This window comes from Pseudooceanicola aestuarii, assembly GCF_010614805.1.
In the GTDB taxonomy this organism is placed as follows: Bacteria; Pseudomonadota; Alphaproteobacteria; order Rhodobacterales; family Rhodobacteraceae; genus Pseudooceanicola; species Pseudooceanicola aestuarii.
This window is the reverse complement of sequence record NZ_JAAFZC010000002.1, coordinates 683,475-702,821: the sequence shown is the minus strand read 5'-3', so window position 1 is coordinate 702,821 and position 19,347 is coordinate 683,475. Positions and strand designations below refer to the sequence as shown.

Sequence of the window (19,347 nt, the reverse complement as noted above, 5' to 3'; positions counted from 1 at the left end):
GCATGATTGCAACGCGACTGACACGCGCCCTGGGGATCGACCATCCCATCCTGTCCGCCCCCATGGCGGGCGTAGCGGGAGGCGCGCTGGCGGCGGCGGTCAGCCATGGCGGCGGGCTGGGCCTGATCGGCGGCGGCTACGGCGATCCCGACTGGCTGGCCACCCAGCTTGAGGCGGCGGGCAATGCGCCCGTGGGCATCGGCTTCATCACCTGGAAACTGGCGGAACGCCCCCAGGTTCTGGAAGTCGCACTGGCCCGCACCCCGCGCGCCGTTTTCCTGTCCTTTGGCGATCCGATGCCTTTTGCGTCCGCGATCGCAGCAGCGGGGGCAGAGCTGATCTGCCAGGTGCAGACGCTGGACCATGCCCGCCGCGCGCTGGCGGCCGGGGCGGGGATCATCGTCGCCCAGGGGGGAGAGGCCGGCGGCCACGGCGCCCGGCGCGCCACACTGACCCTGGTGCCGGAACTGGCCGATCTGCTGGCGCGGGAGGCCCCGGAGACCCTGCTGGTCGCTGCCGGCGGCATCGCCGACGGGCGCGGGCTGGCGGCGGCGTTGATGCTGGGCGCGGATGGGGTGCTGTGCGGCACCCGGTTCTGGGCTGCGGCCGAGGCGCTGCGCCCGCCCGGCCATCTGGAGCAGGCGCTGGCCGCCACCGGGGATGCCACGATCCAGACCTCCGCCGTGGATGCCGCGCGGGGGCTGGACTGGCCCGCACCCTATCGTATCCGCGTGCTGGCCAATGAATTCACCGATCGCTGGCACGATCGTGTCGATGTCCTGCGCGAGGACGCCGCCGCCCGCGCCGATTGGCAGGCCGCCCTGGCGGAGGGCCGCACGGACACCGCGTCGGCCATCGTCGGAGAGGGGATCGGCCTGGTCCATGACGCGCCGCCCGCCCGCGCCATCCTGGACCAGATGGTGGCCCAGGCGCGGACGTTGCTGGATGGCGGGTGGCAACGATGAAATCTGTTGCCCATCTTCGCCATGGCACTGCCAACCGCCCCGCCACGCCCAGGACATTCCGGGTCACGACCCTGCCGCACACCAGCCCCGCAGCGCCCGACGGCGCAGGAGGAGGACAGCCAGATGTTTGATACGATCCTGATCGCAAATCGCGGCGAAATCGCCTGTCGTGTGATCGAAACCGCCCGCGCCATGGGTCTGCGCACCGTGGCGGTGCATTCCGACGTCGATGCCGGCGCGCGCCACGTCGCACTGGCCGATCTGGCGGTGCCCATTGGCGGTGCCGCCCCCGCCGACAGCTACCTGAAGGGCGATGCGATCATCGCCGCCGCCCGCCAGACCGGAGCGCAGGCGATCCATCCCGGCTATGGCTTCCTGTCCGAAAACCCCGATTTCGTGGAGGCGGTGGAACAGGCCGGGCTGACCTTTATCGGGCCCTCCGCCCGCGCCATCCGCGCCATGGGCCTGAAGGATGCCGCCAAGAAACTGATGGAGGAGGCGGGCGTGCCGGTGGTGCCGGGCTATCACGGTGCCGATCAATCCTCCGACCTGCTGGCGGCGGAGGCGGACAGGATCGGCTACCCGGTCCTGATCAAGGCCGTCGCCGGGGGCGGTGGCAAGGGAATGCGGCTGGTGGATCGGAAGGCGGATTTCGCCGACGCCCTGACCTCGGCCCGGGGGGAGGCGCAGACCGCCTTCGGCAATGCCGATGTGCTGATCGAGAAATTCGTGCAGCATCCCCGCCATATCGAGGTGCAGGTATTCGGCGACGGCAGCCGCGCGGTGCATCTGTTCGAACGCGACTGCTCGCTTCAGCGGCGCCACCAGAAGGTGATCGAGGAAGCCCCGGCCCCCGGCATGACCGAAGAGATGCGCGCCGCCATGGGCCGGGCCGCCACCCGCGCGGCGGAGGCGATCGGCTACAGCGGGGCGGGCACGGTGGAATTCATCGTCGACGGCTCGGACGGGCTGCGCGCTGACCGGTTCTGGTTCATGGAGATGAACACCCGCCTTCAGGTCGAACATCCGGTGACAGAGGCGATCACCGGCGTGGACCTGGTTGAATGGCAGATCCGCGTCGCAGCAGGCGATCCGCTGCCTGTCCGGCAGGAGGATCTGACCATCACCGGCCACGCCTTCGAGGCGCGCCTTTACGCCGAAGACGTGCCCAAGGGGTTCCTGCCCGCCACCGGCACGCTGACACACCTGGCCTTTCCATCCGGCCTGCGCGCCGATACCGGGGTGCGCAGCGGCGATACGATCTCTCCGCATTACGACCCGATGATCGCCAAGGTGATCACCCATGGCCCGACCCGCGCCATCGCGCTGAACCGTCTGGCCCGCGCCTTGCGCGAAACGCGGGTGGCGGGCACTACGACCAACCTCGCCTTCCTGGGGGCGCTGGCCGAACATGCGGGTTTTGCCGCCGGGCAGGTCGATACCGGCCTGATCGGACGGGAGGTCGAGACGCTGGCCACCCCGCCCACCGCAACACCTGTCACCCTTGCCGCCGCTGTGCTGGCGGCGCTTGGGCTGGATGGCACGCCGGCGCCGATGGCGGGGTTCACCCTCTGGGCGCCGCTGCGCCGGCAGATCACCCTGATGGTCGAGGAAACCCCGGCAGAGTTCGCGGTGACCTCTCATCCCGACGGGCGCCACCAGATCGACCTTGGCGCAGGCGTGGTAGTGACGGCCCGGCATGGGCCGGGGGGCTGGCGTCTGGATGGCGCGCCGCTGCCGCCGCTCCACCGCGCGGGGGACCGAATCACCGTCTTTGACGGCTATGGCCAGCGCTTCGAACTGGTCGACCCGCTGCAACGCGCCGCCGCGGCGGGCGCGGGCGGGGACGTGATCGACGCGCCGATGCCCGGGCTGGTGAAATCCGTCCTTGCCAGCGAGGGCCAGGTGGTCACGGCCGGCGATCGGCTTGCCGTCCTTGAAGCGATGAAGATGGAGCACGCCCTGACCGCCCCACGCGATGGCATCATCGCCGAATTGATGGTCGCGGAGGGCAGTCAGGTGGAGGCCGGAACCCCCCTGATCCGCCTTGAATCCGAGACCGCAGACACGCCGGAGGACCCCGCGTCATGACCCCGATTTTGCACCATGTTCCCGGCTCCCGCTCCTTGCGCATCCTGTGGCTGCTGGAGGAGATGGGCATCACCCCGGAGGTCCGCCCTTACCAGATCGCCGACGGCTCTCTTCGGGCGGCGGAATATCTGGAGCGTTCGCCCGCCGGCCGGGTGCCGGCGCTGGAGATCGACGGGCGGGTGATCTACGAATCCGGCGCGATCACCGAATACCTGTGCGAAACCCGGCCTGACCACGGGCTGGGCCGCGCGCCCGGTGATGTCGACCGCGTCCCGTTTCTGGAGGCGATGCATTACGCCGAGACGATGGCCCACATCATTGCCGGGCTGAACCTGCAATGGGTCTTTCTGCGCGACCCGGCGCAACGCTCGGATGTCGTGGCCAAGATCGACGCCCGCCGACTGGCCGGCACCATGGCTCCGCTGGAGGCGACTTTCGCCCGCCAGGATCACGTCCTGGCCTCGGGTTTTTCCGCCGCCGACACGATGCTGGGGTTCAATTTCGACGCGGCGGGCCATTTTGTCCGGCTGGAGGCGTTTCCCCATATTCGCAGCTGGATGGCCCGGATGGAGGAGCGTCCGGCCCTGCGCCGCGCCCGCGCGCTGGACGGGCCGCAGAAATTCTACGACCGCGATTTCTACGCGCCCTGACCGGGGCGGAAATCGCGCCGGAAACAATGGGCGTGTTCGACCAAGGGTGAAGCCCCGCCGGCGTCACCTTCCCTCGAATCCGCCGGTGGCCCAGGGCCGGTTTCGTGGCCCGAGAAGGAGACGAGATGCCCCAGAACGTGGAGATCTTCGAGGTCGGACCCCGCGACGGCTTGCAGAACGAGGCGCGCGACATCCCGGTGGCGGAAAAGATCGCGCTGGTCGATTGCCTGTCGGGCGCCGGTTTCCGGCGGATCGAATGCGCCAGTTTCGTCAGTCCGAAATGGGTGCCGCAGATGGCCGGATCGGGCGCGGTGCTGGGCGGGATCCGGCGGGCGCCGGGCGTGTCCTATGCGGCGCTGACGCCCAATCTGCGCGGCTTTGACGATGCCCGCGCGGCCGGGGCGGACGAGGTGGCGATCTTTGCCTCCGCCTCCGAGGGATTCTCGCGCGCGAATATCAACGCCACGATCGCAGAAAGCCTTGAGCGTTTTGGCCCGGTGGCCGATGCCGCGCGGGCTGCGGGGCTGCCGCTGCGGGGCTATGTCTCCTGCGTCAGTGATTGCCCCTTCGATGGAGAGGTGGCGCCGGAGGCGGTGGCTCGCGTGGTCGCCGCGCTGCGCGACATGGGCTGCTACGAGGTGTCGTTGGGCGATACGCTGGGTCGCGCCACGCCGGAGCGGATCGCGGCAATGTTGCGTGCCGTGCTGGAGGAGCTGCCGGCGGACCGTCTGGCCGGGCATTACCACGACACCGCCGGCCGCGCGCTGGAAAATATCGAAGCCTCCCTTGCCGCCGGGCTGCGCGTTTTCGATGCCGCTGTGGGGGGCTTGGGCGGATGCCCTTATGCGCCGGGCGCGGCGGGCAATGTCGCGACGGAGGCGGTGCATGACCGGCTGGCCGGGCTGGGCTATGAGACCGGGTTGGACCGCGCGGTGCTGACCCGCGCCGCCGCTATGGCCCGCGCCATGCGGCAGGGCGCGGGCGCGGTGTGATCGCCGGGCCCGGCATAAGAGAGCGAAACAGGGAGGATGAGCGCATGAGTTACGAGACTGTCAGCCTGGACCGGGACGGGCGCGGGGTTGCGACCCTGTGGCTGGACAGGGCAGGGAAACACAACGCCATGAACGCCCGGATGCTGTCCGACATCCACGCCGCCGCACAGGAGCTGAACACCGATGCGTCGGTGCGCGTCGTGGTCCTGGCCGCGCGGGGCCGCACCTTCTGCGCCGGTGGGGATCTGGATTGGATGCGCCAACAATTCGACGCCGCCCCGGCCGAACGCGGCGCGCAGGCGCGTGTGCTGGCAGAGATGTTGCAGGCGCTGAACACGCTGGACAAGCCGCTGATCGGGCGGGTGCATGGCAATTGCTTCGGTGGCGGGGTCGGAATGGTCTCTGTCTGCGATGTGGCAATCGCGGCGGAGCCGGTGCAGATGGCCCTGACGGAAACCCGGCTGGGTCTGATACCGGCCACCATCGGCCCCTATGTCCTTGCCCGCATGGGCGAGGGCAAGGCGCGGCGGGTCTTCATGTCGGGCCGTCGCTTCGGCGCGGCGGAAGCGCGGGAGATGGACCTGGTCGCCCGAGTCGTGCCGCTGGGTGATCTGGACGCCGCAGTCGAGGCCGAGATCGCCCCTTACCTTGAGACGGCGCCGGGCGCGGTGGCCCGCGCCAAGCGGTTGGCGCGCTACCTTGGGCCCGCCATCACCCCGGAGGTGATCGAGACCTCCATCGCGGAGTTGGTCGCCTGTTGGGAGGGGGAGGAGGCCCCGGCCGGTATCGGCGCCTTCTTCGACAAGCGGCGGCCGCCCTGGCAGGAATGACGGCCCCACCGGCGGGGCGGGGCCGCGCCTGCGGGTGATAAAGCTTCTGCCTGCGGGCGCCGGGCCGGGGTCGGGGGGTGCGGCAGGCCACCGATCCCGCCGCCGCCCTTCCCCTTGCGCCACGACGTGCGGACCACGGCACTTGCCTCTGCCTTCGTGGTTGGCCTTCCTTGCCCGTGATGTCCCGCCCTTGTCCTCGGGCGGATGTCCCGCCCGCCGGTGCCCCGAACTGGCGCCGGGCCGCCGAACCCGGCGGGCGCGGGGCAGCTGTTGCCGGGGCGCCAGGCGGCAATGACCGACGATTCCCCTCGGTCTTGCGGATGCGCTGTCCGGGCCGGGCCAAAGCCCGTTGCGTAACCCCTTGGCGGGCCTGTCCCGGCCGTGGCGCCCCGATGGAATGCTGCACCGCGGGAATCTTGTCGGGCTTGGTTGACCCGGCCGGGGGGCGGGAGTAAGACCGGGACCAGCCTGCGGAGCCCCAACATGCAGGGGTCCGAGCCGCCACGAAAGGAGCCATCCCTTGGACGAGATGCTTCGGGAATATCTTCCCATCCTCGTGTTTCTGGCCGTCGCCATCGCCCTGGGAGCCGTGCTGATCCTGGCCGCCGTGATCGTCGCCGTCAGAAATCCCGATCCCGAGAAACTTTCCGCATATGAATGCGGGTTCAACGCCTTTGACGATGCGCGGATGAAATTCGACGTCCGGTTCTATCTGGTGTCGATCCTGTTCATCATTTTCGATCTGGAAATCGCGATGCTGTTTCCCTGGGCCGTCGCGTTCAAGGATGTCAGCATGGTGGGCTTCTGGTCCATGATGGTGTTCCTGGGCGTTCTGACCATCGGCTTTGCCTATGAGTGGAAAAAAGGAGCGCTGGAATGGGAATGAGCACATCCGCCAACACCGCCGGTGCCGACCGGGAGGTGGCCACCCAGGCCCTGAACCGGGAATTGCAGGACAAGGGCTTCCTGGTCACCACCTCCGAAGATCTGGTGAACTGGGCCCGGACCGGGTCACTGCACTGGATGACCTTCGGCCTGGCCTGCTGTGCCGTGGAGATGATGCACACCTCCATGCCGCGCTACGATGCCGAACGGTTCGGGGTGGCGCCGCGCGCCTCTCCGCGGCAATCGGACGTGATGATCGTGGCCGGGACGCTGACCAACAAGATGGCCCCCGCGCTGCGCAAGGTCTATGACCAGATGCCGGAGCCGCGCTACGTGATCTCCATGGGGTCCTGTGCCAATGGCGGCGGCTATTATCACTACAGCTATTCCGTGGTGCGCGGCTGCGACCGGATCGTGCCCGTGGACATCTACGTGCCCGGTTGCCCGCCGACGGCGGAGGCGCTGCTGTACGGCATCCTGCAATTGCAGCGGAAGATCCGCCGCACCGGCACGATCGCGAGGTAACGATGACCGAAGCGTTGAACGAACTGGGCGCCCATATCGAAGCCAAGCGCCCCGATTGCGTGGCCGGCTGGGACGTCACCCATGACGAGCTGAACATTGATGTGGCCCCGGCCAATATCCTGGGGTTCGTGGAATTCCTGAAGACCGACAGCACCTGCCGGTTCTCCACCCTGGTGGACATCACGGCGGTGGATTATCCCGACCGGGCGAAACGGTTCGACGTGGTCTACCACTTCCTGTCGATGTACCAGAACCAGCGGATCCGCCTGCGGGTGTCCCTGCGCGAAGAGGAAATGCTGGCGTCTGTCGTGTCGATCCACCCCTCGGCCAATTGGTTCGAGCGGGAGGTGTTCGACATGTTCGGCATCATCTTCAGCGGCCATCCCGATCTGCGGCGTCTGCTGACCGATTACGGCTTTCGCGGTCACCCGCTGCGCAAGGATTTCCCGACCACCGGCTATACCGAGGTCCGGTATGACGAGGTGCAGAAGCGCGTCGTCTACGAACCCGTCAGCCTGGTGCAGGAATATCGCCAATTCGACTTCATGTCACCGTGGGAGGGTGCGGAATACATCCTTCCGGGTGACGAGAAACAGGACGCGGGATGATGGGCGGCCTGGCCTATATCGTCGTCACCGCGCCGACGGTCATACCGCTGTGGCGGTTGATGCCGAATTTCCGCTTGCCGGAATGGGCAGCCCTGTTGGGGCTGATCTCGTTCGGTGTGCGCGTATTGCTCTGGGTCATGGCCTTCCGTGACCGGGTCCGCATTCCGGGAGTAGACAAATGATGGACGGCTCCAAAGGGTTCGACGACGCCCTGACCGGCGAACAGCAGATCCGCAACTTCAACATCAACTTCGGTCCGCAACACCCTGCGGCCCACGGCGTTCTGCGTCTGGTGCTGGAGTTGGACGGGGAGATCGTGGAACGCTGCGATCCGCATATCGGACTGCTGCATCGTGGCACCGAAAAGCTGATGGAAAGCCGGACCTACCTTCAGAACCTGCCCTATTTCGACCGGCTGGATTACGTGGCCCCGATGAACCAGGAACATGCCTGGTGTCTGGCCATCGAAAAGCTGACCGGGGTGGAGGTGCCGCGCCGCGCCTCTCTGATCCGGGTGCTGTTCTCGGAACTGGGCCGGATCATGAACCACCTGATGAACGTCTGCACCCAGGCCATGGATGTTGGCGCGCTGACGCCGCCGCTCTGGGGGTTCGAGCATCGTGAAAACATCATGATCTTCTGCGAACGCGCCTGCGGGGCGCGTCTGCACGCTGCCTATTTCCGCCCCGGCGGCGTTCATCAGGATCTGCCCGATGCGCTGATCGACGATATCGAGGAATGGGCGATCACCTTCCCCGAATTCCTGGATGACCTGAGCGAACTGCTGACCGAGAATCGGATCTTCAAGCAGCGGAACGTCGATATCGGTGTGGTTACCGAAGAGGAGATCCTTGAATGGGGTTTCTCCGGCGTGATGGTGCGCGGTTCGGGGCTTGCCTGGGATCTGCGGCGCTCGCAGCCCTATGAATGCTATGATGAATTCGACTTCAAGGTGCCGGTTGGCAAGAACGGCGATTGCTATGATCGCTACCTTTGCCGCATGGCGGAGATGCGCGAAAGTACGTCGATCATCCGTCAGGCCATCGCCAAGATCCGGGAATGCCCCGGTGATGTGCTGGCCCGTGGCAAGGTGACGCCGCCCAGCCGTGGCGACATGAAGACCTCCATGGAAGCGCTGATCCACCACTTCAAGCTGTATACCGAAGGGTTCCACGTCCCCGCCGGCGAAGTCTATGCCGCGGTGGAGGCCCCGAAGGGCGAGTTCGGCGTTTACCTGGTCGCCGATGGCACCAACAAGCCCTACCGCGCCAAGCTGCGTGCGCCCGGCTTCCTGCACTTGCAGGCGATGGATCACGTCGCGGGGGGGCACCAACTGGCCGATGTGGCGGCGATTATCGGGACGATGGATATCGTGTTCGGCGAGGTCGACCGCTGATGGGCAGCCTGACGATCGACATCTGGACGCTGATCGTCGGCGCGCTGGCCGGGCTGGTCGCCGTGATCGGCGCACGGGGCGGCAACAGGATCGTCATCGGCGCGCTGCTGGGGGCGGTCACCGCCCTTGTTCTGCAAATTCTGAGGGGGTTCCTGTGACCTTGCGCAAGATTTTCTCGCTGGCCTTTTCGCCGGCCCTCTTTCTGACCGCTGGCTGTGCGATGCCGCCGCAGGGCGCACCGGCCAATGCCTCGGCCAATTTCAACGATGCCGTCGCCTCGGTCGGGTGCAACTTGCGGACGGAGCGGGATTACCTGCCGGTCGAGTTGCAGACCGGGATGACCCGTGAACAGGTCATCCAGATGGCCCAGTTCAAGATGGGCAACGGAGAGGCCGTCGCGCTGGAAGACGGCGGGGTCAAACTGGTTACCGGAGCCTGTGCCTGATGCTGCGTCGTCTTCACCCTGAACAACCCGACGGTTTCGCCTTCTCGCCCGCCAACCAGGCCTGGGCGGAGGCGCAGATGACCAAGTTCCCCGAAGGCCGACAGGCCAGCGCGATCATCCCGCTGCTGTGGCGCGCCCAGGAACAGGAGGGGTGGCTGTCGCGCCCCGCCATCGAACATATCGCCGACATGCTGGGCATGGCCTATATTCGGGCGCTCGAAGTCGCGACCTTCTACTTCATGTTCCAGCTGACCCCCACCGGGTCGGTGGCGCATATCCAGGTCTGCGGCACGACCTCCTGCATGATCTGCGGCGCCGAGGATCTGATCGGCATCTGCCGCGAGAAGATCGCCGACAAGCCGCATACCCTGTCCGCCGATGGCAAGTTCACCTGGGAAGAGGTCGAATGCTTGGGCGCTTGCGCGAATGCGCCGATGGCCCAGATCGGCAAGGATTACTACGAGGATCTGACTGGCGCGCGGTTCACCGAGATGCTGGAGGAGCTGGCCGCCGGCCAGGTTCCGGTGCCCGGTCCGCAGAACGGGCGCTATGCGGCGGAACCGTTGTCCGGCCTGACCTCGCTGACGGAATATGAAAGCGGCCGCACGCAATACAACGCCTCCGTGCAGCGCGCTGTGGATCTGGGTGACACCGTGAAGCGCATCGATGGCACCGAAGTGCCCCTGCGCACCCCGTGGAAGGAAGAGCCCGCCGTCGCCACGCCCGACAGCGAAACCATGAAGCAGCAAGAGCCGCGGCCCGCCGCAGGCAAACCCGCCGACGCCACCGGCACGACGGAACAGGAGGCCCGGGCGACCGAAACCGGCCATCCGCAGGCCGATGCCACCGGCAATGACGCGAATGCGGAGACCGGCCCGGTGGCCCAGCGGAACGCGGATGCGACCACGGATGGAGACGGCACCGGCGATCTGCGCGACGATGCCGCCAGCGCCGCCAGCGCCGCCGAGCGCGCGGCCAACCTGCCGCCCGAGGAAAAGTCCGTCTCGGACGCCGATGTCGAAGCGGCGGGGGAGGGCACGCGCCCTGAAGGTCTGTCCGCCGCCCGCGAGGGTGGCCCCGACGATCTGAAGATGATCAAGGGCGTCGGTCCCAAGCTTGAAACGCTGCTGCATGACCTTGGCTTCTACCATTTCGACCAGATTTCCCGTTGGGGCGCGGCCGAAGTGGCTTGGGTCAATCAGAACCTTGCCGGGTTCAAGGGGCGGGTCAGCCGGGACAATTGGGTCGATCAGGCGCGGGTTCTGGCGTCGGGCGGAGCGACCGAATTTTCTTCGCGGGTGAAAAAAGGTGATGTCTATTGAAGGTGTGATGACGGGCTGAACCGACAGGAGATCAGAGATGACGACGACAAACGGAACGGACAGATGCCGGCTGATGTGCTGGCTGGTGGGGGCTGTGGTGGCCTTGCTCGCCTATCTTCTGATGCGGCCGGGTGTGGTCGTCTTGCTGGCTCTTGTCGTCGCGCTGATCCTGGGCGGGGTCGTCGCCTGGCTTTTGGCGCGGCTTGTCTGTACCGGTTCCGCTGCGGGCACCGGCCCGGTCGAGGCCTCTGCCGATCAGTCGCGGGATGCCGTGGCCGCCCCGATGGCGGCGCCGCTGGCGACGGGCGCCGCCGAAAGCAGGACCGCGAACACGGTCGCAGCCGAGGAGCTGCCCGGCGAGACCCCTGAGGAGCTTCGCCAGGATCGAACCATGACGGAGGACATCCGCCCGGAGGTTCAACCGGAGGCTGAATCTTCTGTCGAAGATACTGCCGAGGACATCGCCGCGGATCAGCCGCCGGTTCCGGTGACCGAACGTCCCGAGACGTTGGACGCGCCGGGTTCCCCCGGGATGATCGCGTCCGAAGCCGAAGCCGAAGCCGAAGCCGAAGCCGAAGCCGAAGAAGTGGTGGGCGCAGAAGACGAAGGCCCTGTCCCGCTGGCGGCGGATTCCGCTCCGGTGATGGACGATCCCGCTCCGGCACCGGTTGAGACGCCGCAAGCCGATCCTGCGGCCCCCACCCAGCCCGAGGCGGCGGAGGGGCCGGGCTCGGCCCCGCAGGGAATGGCGGCAGCCCGTGCGGGCGGTGCCGACAACCTGAAGGAAATCAAAGGCGTCGGCCCCAAGCTGGAGATCATGCTGAACGAGATGGGGATCTACCATTTCGACCAGATCGCCGCCTGGGGACCGCAGGAAATCGCCTGGGTCGATCAGAACCTCAAGGGTTTTCGCGGACGGGTCAGCCGGGATGGCTGGGTCGGTCAGGCCCGGACCCTCGCCCAGGGCGGGGAAACGGAATTTTCGCAGCGCGTCGGCAAGGGCGACGTGTACTGAACGGAGTGTGAATGAGCGCGACCGAAAAGGACAAGGCCCTGGCCCGCAAGGGGCGGATGGTGTCCCTGGTGATCGCCGGGACGATCCTGGTCTGGATGGCCGCGCAATGGTTGGGAGGACAGATCGGCTTGCCCTTGCGGTATGCCTTTCTGTTCGACTTCGCCGCCATCGCCGCCCTGGTTTGGGCGCTTGTGGTGTCGGCACAAATCTGGCGCGCGCGCCGGGATGACAAAGGGTAGCTCGATGCTGAAGGACCAGGACCGGATCTTTACCAACCTCTACGGCATGCATGACCGCACGCTGAAGGGCGCGCAGGCGCGTGGCCACTGGGACGGCACGGCCGACCTGATCGGCAAGGGGCGCGACTGGGTGATCGAGACGATGAAGGCCTCCGGCCTGCGCGGCCGCGGCGGCGCTGGCTTTCCCACCGGGCTGAAATGGTCCTTCATGCCCAAGGAAAGCGATGGCCGTCCTGCCTATCTGGTGGTGAATGCCGACGAATCCGAGCCCGGCACCTGCAAGGACCGGGAAATCATGCGCCACGATCCGCATACGCTGATCGAGGGGTGCCTGATCGCCTCCTTCGCGATGAATGCCAACGCCTGCTACATCTATCTTCGCGGCGAATACATCCGCGAGCGGGAGGCCCTGCAAGCCGCCGTGGACGAGGCCTATGACGCCGGCCTGCTGGGGCGCAACGCCGCCGGTTCGGGCTGGGATTTCGACCTCTACCTGCATCACGGGGCAGGCGCCTATATCTGCGGCGAGGAAACCGCCCTGCTGGAAAGCCTGGAAGGCAAGAAGGGGATGCCCCGGATGAAACCGCCCTTCCCGGCCGGTGCGGGGCTTTACGGCTGCCCGACCACGGTGAACAACGTGGAATCCATCGCGGTTGTGCCGACGATCCTGCGGCGCGGGGCGGAATGGTTCTCTTCCTTCGGGCGGCCGAACAATGCGGGGACCAAGCTGTTCGCCATTTCCGGCCATGTGAACAACCCCTGTGTGGTGGAAGAATCGATGTCGATCTCCTTCGAGGAACTGATCGACACCCATTGCGGCGGCATTCGCGGCGGCTGGGACAATCTGCTGGCGGTGATCCCCGGGGGGTCCTCCGTTCCCTGCGTGCGCGGCGAAAACATGCGCGATGCGATCATGGATTTCGACTATCTGCGCAACGATCTGCAATCGGGCCTGGGCACGGCGGCGGTGATCGTGATGGACAAGTCCACCGATATCATCAAGGCGATCTGGCGCCTGTCCAAGTTCTACAAGCATGAAAGCTGCGGACAATGCACCCCCTGCCGCGAAGGTACGGGCTGGATGATGCGGGTCATGGACCGGCTGGTCACCGGCGATGCCAGCGTCGAGGAGATCGACATGCTGCTGGACGTGACCAAGCAGGTCGAAGGCCACACCATCTGCGCCCTGGGCGACGCGGCCGCCTGGCCGATCCAGGGCCTGATCCGCAACTTCCGGGACGAGATCGAGGACCGGATCAAGCACAAACGGACCGGTCGTGGCGCCACCGTGATGGCGGCGGAATGAGGGGGGCCGGAATGATGCGCGCACCGAACCTGACTCGTCTTGCCCTGTTGGGCGCCTGTGCCGGCCTGTTGGCATTGCCCGCCTGCGGTGGCGGCAAACGGGCGGGCGGCATGCTGTCCAGCAGCCGCCAGACCTTCGAGGGTGATTACTTCCGCACCCGCGTCCAGGCGGAAAAGACAACGCCGGAGGTCTTTGCCGTTTCAGTCAACGGCGCGACGAAGAATCTGGCTGGCGCACGGGAGGCCGGGCGCCACGCGGCGGTGAAGTATTGCATCAACCAGTTCGGCCAGAGCCGCATCACCTGGGTCAACGGCCCCGATGACGCCGACGGCGCGCTGGTTCTGGACGGTGACGACATGATCCTGAGCGGCAGCTGCGACGGTTGGGCCTGACGGGATGAGCAAGGGGGCACTCATATTGGCGGGGCAGGGCGCATGTTATTGCATGTCAGTCCGGTTTCGCCTGTCCTGCGGGGCTGCTGCCCGTCCGCTGACGGGTCGTAGCCACGCGACGAAAGGATACCAGACATGCGCCTGACCGCTTTTGCCTCCGCCAAGTTCCTTGCCCCCGCCCTTTGCCTGACACTGGCGCTGGCCCCGCTGGCCGCCGGGGCCAAGACCCCGCTGCGGGACGTGGCGGAGATCGACGACAACATGCTGTGGGTCGCCCTGGCGATCGAGATCAGCGACAAATGCGAGGCGATCCGTCCGCGCACCCTGAAGGGGTTTGCCTTTCTCGCCTCTCTCAAGGGGACGGCCGAGGATCTGGGCTACACCTCCGACGAGATCAACGCCTATGTGGACAGCGACGCCGAAAAGGCCCGCATCCGCGCCAAGGGCGAAGCCTATGTGAAATCCCAGGGGTTCGACCCCGAGAATACCGCGGACCTCTGTACGCTGGGACGGGCGGAGATCGACCGCTCCAGCCGGATCGGGTCCCTGTTGAAAGCAAAGTGAGAAGCCATGTCTGACCTTCGCAAGATCATCATCGACGACCGGGAGATCGAGGTCGATCCGCGGCTCACGCTTATTCAGGCCTGCGAAGAAGCCGGGATCGAGATCCCGCGCTTCTGCTATCATGAACGGCTGTCGATCGCGGGCAATTGCCGGATGTGTCTTGTGGAGGTCGTCGGCGGCCCGCCGAAACCGGCAGCCTCCTGCGCCATGCAGGTGCGCGATCTGCGCCCCGGCCCCGAGGGTGCGCCGCCGGTGATCAAGACGAATTCGCCGATGGTGAAGAAGGCCCGCGAAGGGGTCATGGAATTCCTGCTGATCAACCACCCGCTGGATTGTCCGATCTGCGATCAGGGCGGCGAATGCGATTTGCAGGACCAGGCGATGGCCTATGGCGTCGATTTCTCCCGCTATCGGGAACCGAAGCGCGCGGTGGACGATCTGGACCTTGGCCCGTTGGTGGAAACCCACATGACGCGCTGCATCTCCTGCACGCGCTGCGTCCGCTTCACCTCCGAGGTGGCGGGGATCACCCAGATGGGCCAGACCGGTCGGGGGGAGGATGCGGAAATCACCTCCTATCTGAACCAGACGCTGAATTCCGAATTGCAGGGCAACATCATCGACTTGTGCCCGGTGGGCGCACTGGTATCGAAGCCCTATGCCTTTACCGCCCGTCCCTGGGAACTGACCAAGACGGAGACGGTGGATGTGATGGACGCGCTTGGCGCCTCCATCCGGGTGGATACCAAGGGGCGCGAGGTCATGCGCATCCTGCCGCGCAACCATGACGGCGTGAACGAGGAATGGATTTCCGACAAGACCCGCTTTGTCTGGGACGGTCTGCGCCGTCAGCGGCTGGACCGGCCCTATGTGCGTGAGAATGGCCGTCTGCGTCCGGCCAGCTGGCCCGAGGCTCTGGGCCGCGTGGCGGAGGCGATGAAGGGCAAGACTGTCGCCGGTCTGGTTGGTGATCTGGTCTCGACCGAGGCGGCCTTTGCCCTGAAATCCCTGATCGAGGGGCAGGGCGGTCGTGTCGAATGTCGCACCGACGGCGCCAAGCTGCCGGCGGGCAACCGCGCCGGCTATGTCGGCACTGCCCGGATAGAGGATATCGACACTGCCCGCCACATCCAGCTGATCGGCACCAACCCCCGTGCCGAGGCGCCGGTGTTGAATGCCCGCATCCGCAAGGCCTGGATCGACGGTGCCAATGTCGGGCTGGTGGGCGAGGCGGTCGATCTGACCTATGACTATCACCACATCGGCACCGACCGCGCCGCGCTGTCGGGTCTGCTGGAGCATGATTTCGGCGCCGTTCTGGAAGAGCCGTCGCTGGTCATCGTCGGGCAGGGCGCCCTGGGGGAAGCCGATGGCGCCGCCGTTCTGGCCGCTGCCATGTCTCTGGCGGAGAAAACGAATTCCAAGCTGCTGGTCCTGCACACCGCCGCCGCGCGCGTCGGTGCTATGGATGTAGACGCCGTGACCGAAGGTGGCCTGCCCGCCGCGATCGAGGGCGCAGATGTCGTCTACAATCTGGGCGCTGACGAGGTCGAGATCGCGGATGGGCCGTTCGTCGTCTATCAGGGCAGCCATGGCGACCGGGGCGCACATCGCGCCGACGTGATTCTGCCGGGCGCCGCCTGGACCGAGGAAAACGGCCTGTTCGTGAACACCGAAGGCCGTCCGCAACTGGCCCTGCGTGCGGGGTTTGCCCCCGGCGAGGCCAAGGAAAACTGGGCCATCCTGCGCGCCCTGTCCGGAGAGCTGGACGCGACATTGCCGTTCGACAGCCTGGCGCAGCTGCGCCGTGCGCTGGTCAAGGCGGTTCCGCATCTGGCAGGTATCGACGCGGTGCCGGACAACGACTGGCAGATGCTTGAACAGGGAACGCTGGGCGATGCCAGCTTCCGCGCTGCGGTCAAGGATTTCTACCTGTCCAACCCGATCGCCCGCGCCTCCGAGGTGATGGCCGATCTTTCCGCACGGGCCGCAGCGCGCAACGCGGCGCCGCTGGCGGCGGAATGATCCGCCACGGCGTTCATATCTTCACTGCGCTTGCGGTGCTGACGGGCGGCTGTGCCCCGCTGCCGGAACGTGTCGCGCGCGACACGTCGGCGACGGGACAGGCCGCCCCGTTCGAACCGGTTTACCAGGGAATCGAAACCCGCCTGCTGGCGGGCGATCTGGTGAACTTTCACGTCCGTATGATTGGCGCTCGGGGCAACCTGGACGTGTCGGATTACGCGGAATGCGCTGCGGCGCAGTATACGCTGATCCGGGGATACGGATTTGCGCGTCATCTTCGTACAAATGTGGTCGAACAGGGTGGCCTCTGGCAGGCGGATGCTGTTTATACCATCTCGGCGGCTCTGCCCGATGGGCCGAAGACGATTGACGCCGAAGTAGTCGCCGCCGCCTGTGCGGAAAACGGAATACCGACGGTGTGAGGGAACATGCCTGAATTCTTTACCTCCAACCCGCTGGGCATCTTGCTTCTGACGGTGGGGCAGATCCTTCTGATCGTCGTGCCTCTGCTGGTCGCCCTGGCCTTTCTTCTATACGCGGATCGCAAGGTCTGGGCGGCAGTGCAATTGCGGCGCGGACCCAATGTGGTGGGCGTCTTTGGCCTGTTGCAAAGTTTCGCGGACTTTCTGAAATACATCACCAAGGAGGTCGTGCTGCCAGCCGGCGCCGACCGGGTCGTGTTCTTCCTTGCGCCGCTTCTCAGCTTCGTGCTGGCGATGGTCGCCTGGGCGGTGATCCCGTTCAACGATGGCTGGGTGCTGGCGGATATCAACGTTGCCATCCTCTATGTTTTCGCTGTCTCCTCGCTTGAGGTTTACGGCGTGATCATGGGCGGCTGGGCGTCGAACTCCAAGTACCCGTTCCTGGGCTCGCTCCGCTCTGCGGCGCAGATGATCTCCTATGAAGTCTCGCTGGGCTTGATCATCATCGGGGTCATCATCTCCACGGGATCGATGAACTTTGGCGATATCGTGATGGCGCAGGACGGCGATTACGGTCTGTTCTCCTGGTACTGGCTGCCGCATTTCCCGATGGTCTTCCTGTTCTTCATCTCTGCCCTGGCGGAGACGAACCGCCCGCCGTTCGACCTGCCGGAGGCCGAGTCGGAACTGGTCGCGGGCTACCAGGTCGAATACAGTTCCACCCCGTTCCTGCTGTTCATGATCGGCGAATACGTGGCGATCGTGTTGATGTGCGCGCTGATCTCCCTGCTGTTCTTCGGCGGTTGGCTGTCGCCGATCCCGGGGCTGCCCGACGGGTTCCTGTGGTTCTTCGGCAAGGTCATCCTGGTCTTCTTCCTCTTCGCGATGGTGAAGGCCGTCGTGCCACGCTACCGCTATGACCAGTTGATGCGCATCGGTTGGAAAGTCTTCCTGCCGCTGTCGCTGGCCTGGGTGGTCATCGTGGCATTCCTCGCAAAATTCGAAGCCTTCGGCGGCGCCTATGCCCGCTGGATGATTGGGGGCTGACAATGGCAAATGTCGACTACACCCGCGCCGCCAAGTATTTCCTGCTGATGGACATGCTGACCGGGCTGAAGATGGGGTTCAAATACTTCTTCAAGCCCAAGGCGACGCTGAACTACCCGCATGAAAAAGGCCCGCTGAGCCCCCGTTTCCGTGGGGAGCACGCGCTGCGCCGCTATCCCAACGGGGAGGAACGGTGCATTGCCTGCAAGCTTTGCGAGGCGATCTGCCCGGCGCAGGCCATCACCATCGACGCCGAACCGCGCGAAGACGGCTCCCGACGGACGACGCGCTACGACATCGACATGACGAAGTGCATCTACTGCGGTTTCTGCCAGGAGGCCTGCCCGGTGGATGCCATCGTCGAAGGTCCGAATTTCGAATTCGCCACGGAAACCCGCGAAGAGCTGTTCTACGACAAGCAGAAGTTGCTGGAGAACGGTGAACGCTGGGAGGCGGAGATCGCGCGGAACCTCGAACTGGATGCGCCATACCGATGATCGGATCTGCGGTTCATACCCACGGCACGGGGGGCAGACATGTCTGACGCCCGCAATCCGTTCGAAATGATGATGCAGCAGGCGCAGGACATGGCGAAATCCATGAACCCGGCGCTGGAGAATTTCGACCCCCGGTCCTTTGAAACGCTGTGGCCGACGATGCCCAAGGAATGGATGGAATTCGCCTTTGGCAAAGGGTTGAACAAGGACGGGCTGGACAGCAAGACACGGCTGTTCCTGACGCTTGCCGGGATGGTCATGCATGGCGCACAGGCCGAAAGCCAGCTGCGCATGACGGTGCGCCACCTGCTGGAAGCGGGTGCCACGAAACAGGAAATCGCGGAGGCCATCGCCCAGATGTCTGTCTTCGCCGGCATTCCCGCGACCACGCGGGCTGCCTCCCTGGCCAAACAGGTCACGGACGACATGGAGGACGACAAGGAATGACATTCGCCGATTTTGCCTTCTACCTCTTTGCCATGTCGGTTGTCGCGGGCGGTCTGTTCACCGTCATCGCGCGCAATCCGGTCCATTCGGTGCTGTGGCTTATCCTGACCTTCCTGTCCTCGGCCGGGTTGTTCGTGCTGATGGGCGCGGAATTCGTCGCCATGCTGCTGATCATCGTCTATGTCGGCGCCGTCGCGGTGCTGTTCCTGTTCGTCGTCATGATGCTGGACGTCGATTTCGCCGAGCTGAAGGCGGAGATGGCCAAATACATGCCGCTGGCGCTGCTGATCGGGGTCGTTCTGCTGATGCAATTCGGCCTGGCCTACGGCGCCTGGGAAAGCGCGGAAGGCGCGCAGGCGGCGCGCACGGCCATCGCCATGGACGGGGAAAACACCGTTCTGCTGGGGACGATGATCTATGACCGCTATTTCCTGATCTTCCAGCTGGCGGGGCTGATCCTGCTGGTGGCGATGATCGGGGCCATCGTGCTGACGCTGCGCCATCGCACCGACATCAAACGCCAGAACGTTCTGGCGCAGATGTGGCGTGATCCGGCCAAGTCGATGGAGCTGAAGGACGTGAAGCCGGGGCAGGGGCTGTAAGCTGCTCGAACGGTGGGTGGCCGCACGGCCGCTGCAAGTACGAAAGCCGGGCCGGACCCGGCAACGGGACGCAAAGGACCGA

24 protein-coding genes are annotated in these 19,347 nt (G+C 65.8%); all 24 read left to right on the top strand.

The window, feature by feature from the left end; all coding sequences use genetic code 11:
• Positions 1–2: 2 nt before the first annotated feature.
• The 24 genes from G5A46_RS16205 to G5A46_RS16090 all read left to right on the top strand — a co-directional run bounded on the left by G5A46_RS16205 (position 3) and on the right by G5A46_RS16090 (position 19,265).
• Positions 3–965: an NAD(P)H-dependent flavin oxidoreductase gene (locus G5A46_RS16205; RefSeq protein ID WP_163851060.1), complete on the top strand. Its 963-nt coding sequence runs from the start codon at positions 3–5 to the stop codon at positions 963–965.
• 123 nt (positions 966–1,088) lie between these two features.
• The gene (locus tag G5A46_RS16200; protein WP_163851058.1) at positions 1,089–3,056 is read left to right on the top strand and encodes an acetyl-CoA carboxylase biotin carboxylase subunit; all 1,968 of its coding nucleotides are present in this window, start codon (positions 1,089–1,091) and stop codon (positions 3,054–3,056) included.
• Positions 3,053–3,706: a glutathione S-transferase family protein gene (locus tag G5A46_RS16195; protein ID WP_163851056.1), complete on the top strand. Its 654-nt coding sequence runs from the start codon at positions 3,053–3,055 to the stop codon at positions 3,704–3,706. The genes G5A46_RS16200 and G5A46_RS16195 overlap by 4 nt, the downstream gene beginning before the upstream one ends.
• Positions 3,707–3,831: 125 nt before the next feature.
• Positions 3,832–4,698 (top strand): hydroxymethylglutaryl-CoA lyase, encoded by an 867-nt coding sequence (locus tag G5A46_RS16190; protein WP_163851054.1) that lies wholly within the window; start codon positions 3,832–3,834, stop codon positions 4,696–4,698.
• A gap of 44 nt (positions 4,699–4,742) precedes the next feature.
• Complete coding sequence (locus G5A46_RS16185) at positions 4,743–5,528, top strand: crotonase/enoyl-CoA hydratase family protein (protein WP_163851051.1); 786 nt, start codon at positions 4,743–4,745, stop codon at positions 5,526–5,528.
• 520 nt (positions 5,529–6,048) lie between these two features.
• Positions 6,049–6,414 carry an NADH-quinone oxidoreductase subunit A gene (locus G5A46_RS16180; protein ID WP_163851049.1) on the top strand — a complete coding sequence of 122 codons (366 nt, stop codon included), beginning with the start codon at positions 6,049–6,051 and terminating at the stop codon, positions 6,412–6,414.
• Positions 6,405–6,938: a NuoB/complex I 20 kDa subunit family protein gene (locus G5A46_RS16175; RefSeq protein WP_163851046.1), complete on the top strand. Its 534-nt coding sequence runs from the start codon at positions 6,405–6,407 to the stop codon at positions 6,936–6,938. The genes G5A46_RS16180 and G5A46_RS16175 overlap by 10 nt, the downstream gene beginning before the upstream one ends.
• Before the next feature lie 2 nt (positions 6,939–6,940).
• A complete protein-coding gene (locus tag G5A46_RS16170; RefSeq protein WP_163851044.1) occupies positions 6,941–7,546 on the top strand; it encodes an NADH-quinone oxidoreductase subunit C in 606 nt (201 codons plus the stop codon).
• Positions 7,546–7,728 carry a hypothetical protein gene (locus G5A46_RS16165; RefSeq protein ID WP_163851230.1) on the top strand — a complete coding sequence of 61 codons (183 nt, stop codon included), beginning with the start codon at positions 7,546–7,548 and terminating at the stop codon, positions 7,726–7,728. The genes G5A46_RS16170 and G5A46_RS16165 overlap by 1 nt, the downstream gene beginning before the upstream one ends.
• Entirely contained in the window at positions 7,728–8,942 is a 1,215-nt protein-coding gene (locus tag G5A46_RS16160) for an NADH-quinone oxidoreductase subunit D (protein ID WP_163851228.1), read from the top strand. The genes G5A46_RS16165 and G5A46_RS16160 overlap by 1 nt, the downstream gene beginning before the upstream one ends.
• Positions 8,942–9,100 (top strand): hypothetical protein, encoded by a 159-nt coding sequence (locus tag G5A46_RS16155; protein WP_163851042.1) that lies wholly within the window; start codon positions 8,942–8,944, stop codon positions 9,098–9,100. The genes G5A46_RS16160 and G5A46_RS16155 overlap by 1 nt, the downstream gene beginning before the upstream one ends.
• Positions 9,097–9,387: a hypothetical protein gene (locus G5A46_RS16150; RefSeq protein WP_239521014.1), complete on the top strand. Its 291-nt coding sequence runs from the start codon at positions 9,097–9,099 to the stop codon at positions 9,385–9,387. The genes G5A46_RS16155 and G5A46_RS16150 overlap by 4 nt, the downstream gene beginning before the upstream one ends.
• Positions 9,387–10,709, top strand: a complete 1,323-nt coding sequence (locus G5A46_RS16145) for an NADH-quinone oxidoreductase subunit E (RefSeq protein ID WP_163851041.1) — start codon at positions 9,387–9,389, stop codon at positions 10,707–10,709. The genes G5A46_RS16150 and G5A46_RS16145 overlap by 1 nt, the downstream gene beginning before the upstream one ends.
• A 37-nt stretch (positions 10,710–10,746) precedes the next feature.
• Positions 10,747–11,724 (top strand): hypothetical protein, encoded by a 978-nt coding sequence (locus G5A46_RS19670; RefSeq protein ID WP_204318771.1) that lies wholly within the window; start codon positions 10,747–10,749, stop codon positions 11,722–11,724.
• 11 nt (positions 11,725–11,735) lie between these two features.
• Positions 11,736–11,963 (top strand): DUF5337 domain-containing protein, encoded by a 228-nt coding sequence (locus G5A46_RS16135; RefSeq protein WP_163851039.1) that lies wholly within the window; start codon positions 11,736–11,738, stop codon positions 11,961–11,963.
• A gap of 4 nt (positions 11,964–11,967) precedes the next feature.
• Positions 11,968–13,269 carry an NADH-quinone oxidoreductase subunit NuoF gene (gene nuoF, locus G5A46_RS16130; protein WP_163851037.1) on the top strand — a complete coding sequence of 434 codons (1,302 nt, stop codon included), beginning with the start codon at positions 11,968–11,970 and terminating at the stop codon, positions 13,267–13,269.
• Positions 13,270–13,280: 11 nt separating this feature from the next.
• Positions 13,281–13,661, top strand: a complete 381-nt coding sequence (locus G5A46_RS16125) for a hypothetical protein (RefSeq protein ID WP_163851035.1) — start codon at positions 13,281–13,283, stop codon at positions 13,659–13,661.
• 135 nt (positions 13,662–13,796) lie between these two features.
• Positions 13,797–14,225, top strand: a complete 429-nt coding sequence (locus G5A46_RS16120; protein ID WP_163851033.1) for a DUF5333 domain-containing protein — start codon at positions 13,797–13,799, stop codon at positions 14,223–14,225.
• Between the two features lie 6 nt (positions 14,226–14,231).
• Entirely contained in the window at positions 14,232–16,250 is a 2,019-nt protein-coding gene (gene nuoG / locus G5A46_RS16115) for an NADH-quinone oxidoreductase subunit NuoG (protein ID WP_163851031.1), read from the top strand.
• The gene (locus G5A46_RS16110; protein WP_420821366.1) at positions 16,247–16,672 is read left to right on the top strand and encodes a hypothetical protein; all 426 of its coding nucleotides are present in this window, start codon (positions 16,247–16,249) and stop codon (positions 16,670–16,672) included. Before nuoG ends, G5A46_RS16110 begins: the two co-directional genes overlap by 4 nt.
• A gap of 6 nt (positions 16,673–16,678) precedes the next feature.
• Positions 16,679–17,719, top strand: coding sequence for an NADH-quinone oxidoreductase subunit NuoH (nuoH, locus tag G5A46_RS16105; RefSeq protein ID WP_163851029.1), 1,041 nt, complete (start codon positions 16,679–16,681; stop codon positions 17,717–17,719).
• A 2-nt stretch (positions 17,720–17,721) separates the two neighbouring features.
• Entirely contained in the window at positions 17,722–18,216 is a 495-nt protein-coding gene (nuoI, locus tag G5A46_RS16100; RefSeq protein WP_163851026.1) for an NADH-quinone oxidoreductase subunit NuoI, read from the top strand.
• 39 nt (positions 18,217–18,255) lie between these two features.
• A complete protein-coding gene (locus tag G5A46_RS16095) occupies positions 18,256–18,663 on the top strand; it encodes a carboxymuconolactone decarboxylase family protein (protein ID WP_163851025.1) in 408 nt (135 codons plus the stop codon).
• A complete protein-coding gene (locus G5A46_RS16090; protein ID WP_163851023.1) occupies positions 18,660–19,265 on the top strand; it encodes an NADH-quinone oxidoreductase subunit J in 606 nt (201 codons plus the stop codon). Before G5A46_RS16095 ends, G5A46_RS16090 begins: the two co-directional genes overlap by 4 nt.
• Positions 19,266–19,347 lie beyond the last annotated feature (82 nt).

What these genes read in the sequence shown, in the direction of transcription:
- G5A46_RS16205 (WP_163851060.1), top strand. Translation starts at nt 3, where the DNA reads ATGATTGCAACGCGACTGACACGCGCCCTGGGGATCGACCATCCCATC.
- G5A46_RS16200 (WP_163851058.1), top strand. Translation starts at nt 1,089, where the DNA reads ATGTTTGATACGATCCTGATCGCAAATCGCGGCGAAATCGCCTGTCGT.
- G5A46_RS16195 (WP_163851056.1), top strand. Translation starts at nt 3,053, where the DNA reads ATGACCCCGATTTTGCACCATGTTCCCGGCTCCCGCTCCTTGCGCATC.
- G5A46_RS16190 (WP_163851054.1), top strand. Translation starts at nt 3,832, where the DNA reads ATGCCCCAGAACGTGGAGATCTTCGAGGTCGGACCCCGCGACGGCTTG.
- G5A46_RS16185 (WP_163851051.1), top strand. Translation starts at nt 4,743, where the DNA reads ATGAGTTACGAGACTGTCAGCCTGGACCGGGACGGGCGCGGGGTTGCG.
- G5A46_RS16175 (WP_163851046.1), top strand. Translation starts at nt 6,405, where the DNA reads ATGGGAATGAGCACATCCGCCAACACCGCCGGTGCCGACCGGGAGGTG.
- G5A46_RS16170 (WP_163851044.1), top strand. Translation starts at nt 6,941, where the DNA reads ATGACCGAAGCGTTGAACGAACTGGGCGCCCATATCGAAGCCAAGCGC.
- G5A46_RS16165 (WP_163851230.1), top strand. Translation starts at nt 7,546, where the DNA reads ATGGGCGGCCTGGCCTATATCGTCGTCACCGCGCCGACGGTCATACCG.
- G5A46_RS16160 (WP_163851228.1), top strand. Translation starts at nt 7,728, where the DNA reads ATGGACGGCTCCAAAGGGTTCGACGACGCCCTGACCGGCGAACAGCAG.
- G5A46_RS16155 (WP_163851042.1), top strand. Translation starts at nt 8,942, where the DNA reads ATGGGCAGCCTGACGATCGACATCTGGACGCTGATCGTCGGCGCGCTG.
- G5A46_RS16145 (WP_163851041.1), top strand. Translation starts at nt 9,387, where the DNA reads ATGCTGCGTCGTCTTCACCCTGAACAACCCGACGGTTTCGCCTTCTCG.
- G5A46_RS19670 (WP_204318771.1), top strand. Translation starts at nt 10,747, where the DNA reads ATGACGACGACAAACGGAACGGACAGATGCCGGCTGATGTGCTGGCTG.
- G5A46_RS16135 (WP_163851039.1), top strand. Translation starts at nt 11,736, where the DNA reads ATGAGCGCGACCGAAAAGGACAAGGCCCTGGCCCGCAAGGGGCGGATG.
- nuoF (WP_163851037.1), top strand. Translation starts at nt 11,968, where the DNA reads ATGCTGAAGGACCAGGACCGGATCTTTACCAACCTCTACGGCATGCAT.
- G5A46_RS16125 (WP_163851035.1), top strand. Translation starts at nt 13,281, where the DNA reads ATGATGCGCGCACCGAACCTGACTCGTCTTGCCCTGTTGGGCGCCTGT.
- G5A46_RS16120 (WP_163851033.1), top strand. Translation starts at nt 13,797, where the DNA reads ATGCGCCTGACCGCTTTTGCCTCCGCCAAGTTCCTTGCCCCCGCCCTT.
- nuoG (WP_163851031.1), top strand. Translation starts at nt 14,232, where the DNA reads ATGTCTGACCTTCGCAAGATCATCATCGACGACCGGGAGATCGAGGTC.
- G5A46_RS16110 (WP_420821366.1), top strand. Translation starts at nt 16,247, where the DNA reads ATGATCCGCCACGGCGTTCATATCTTCACTGCGCTTGCGGTGCTGACG.
- nuoH (WP_163851029.1), top strand. Translation starts at nt 16,679, where the DNA reads ATGCCTGAATTCTTTACCTCCAACCCGCTGGGCATCTTGCTTCTGACG.
- nuoI (WP_163851026.1), top strand. Translation starts at nt 17,722, where the DNA reads ATGGCAAATGTCGACTACACCCGCGCCGCCAAGTATTTCCTGCTGATG.
- G5A46_RS16095 (WP_163851025.1), top strand. Translation starts at nt 18,256, where the DNA reads ATGTCTGACGCCCGCAATCCGTTCGAAATGATGATGCAGCAGGCGCAG.
- G5A46_RS16090 (WP_163851023.1), top strand. Translation starts at nt 18,660, where the DNA reads ATGACATTCGCCGATTTTGCCTTCTACCTCTTTGCCATGTCGGTTGTC.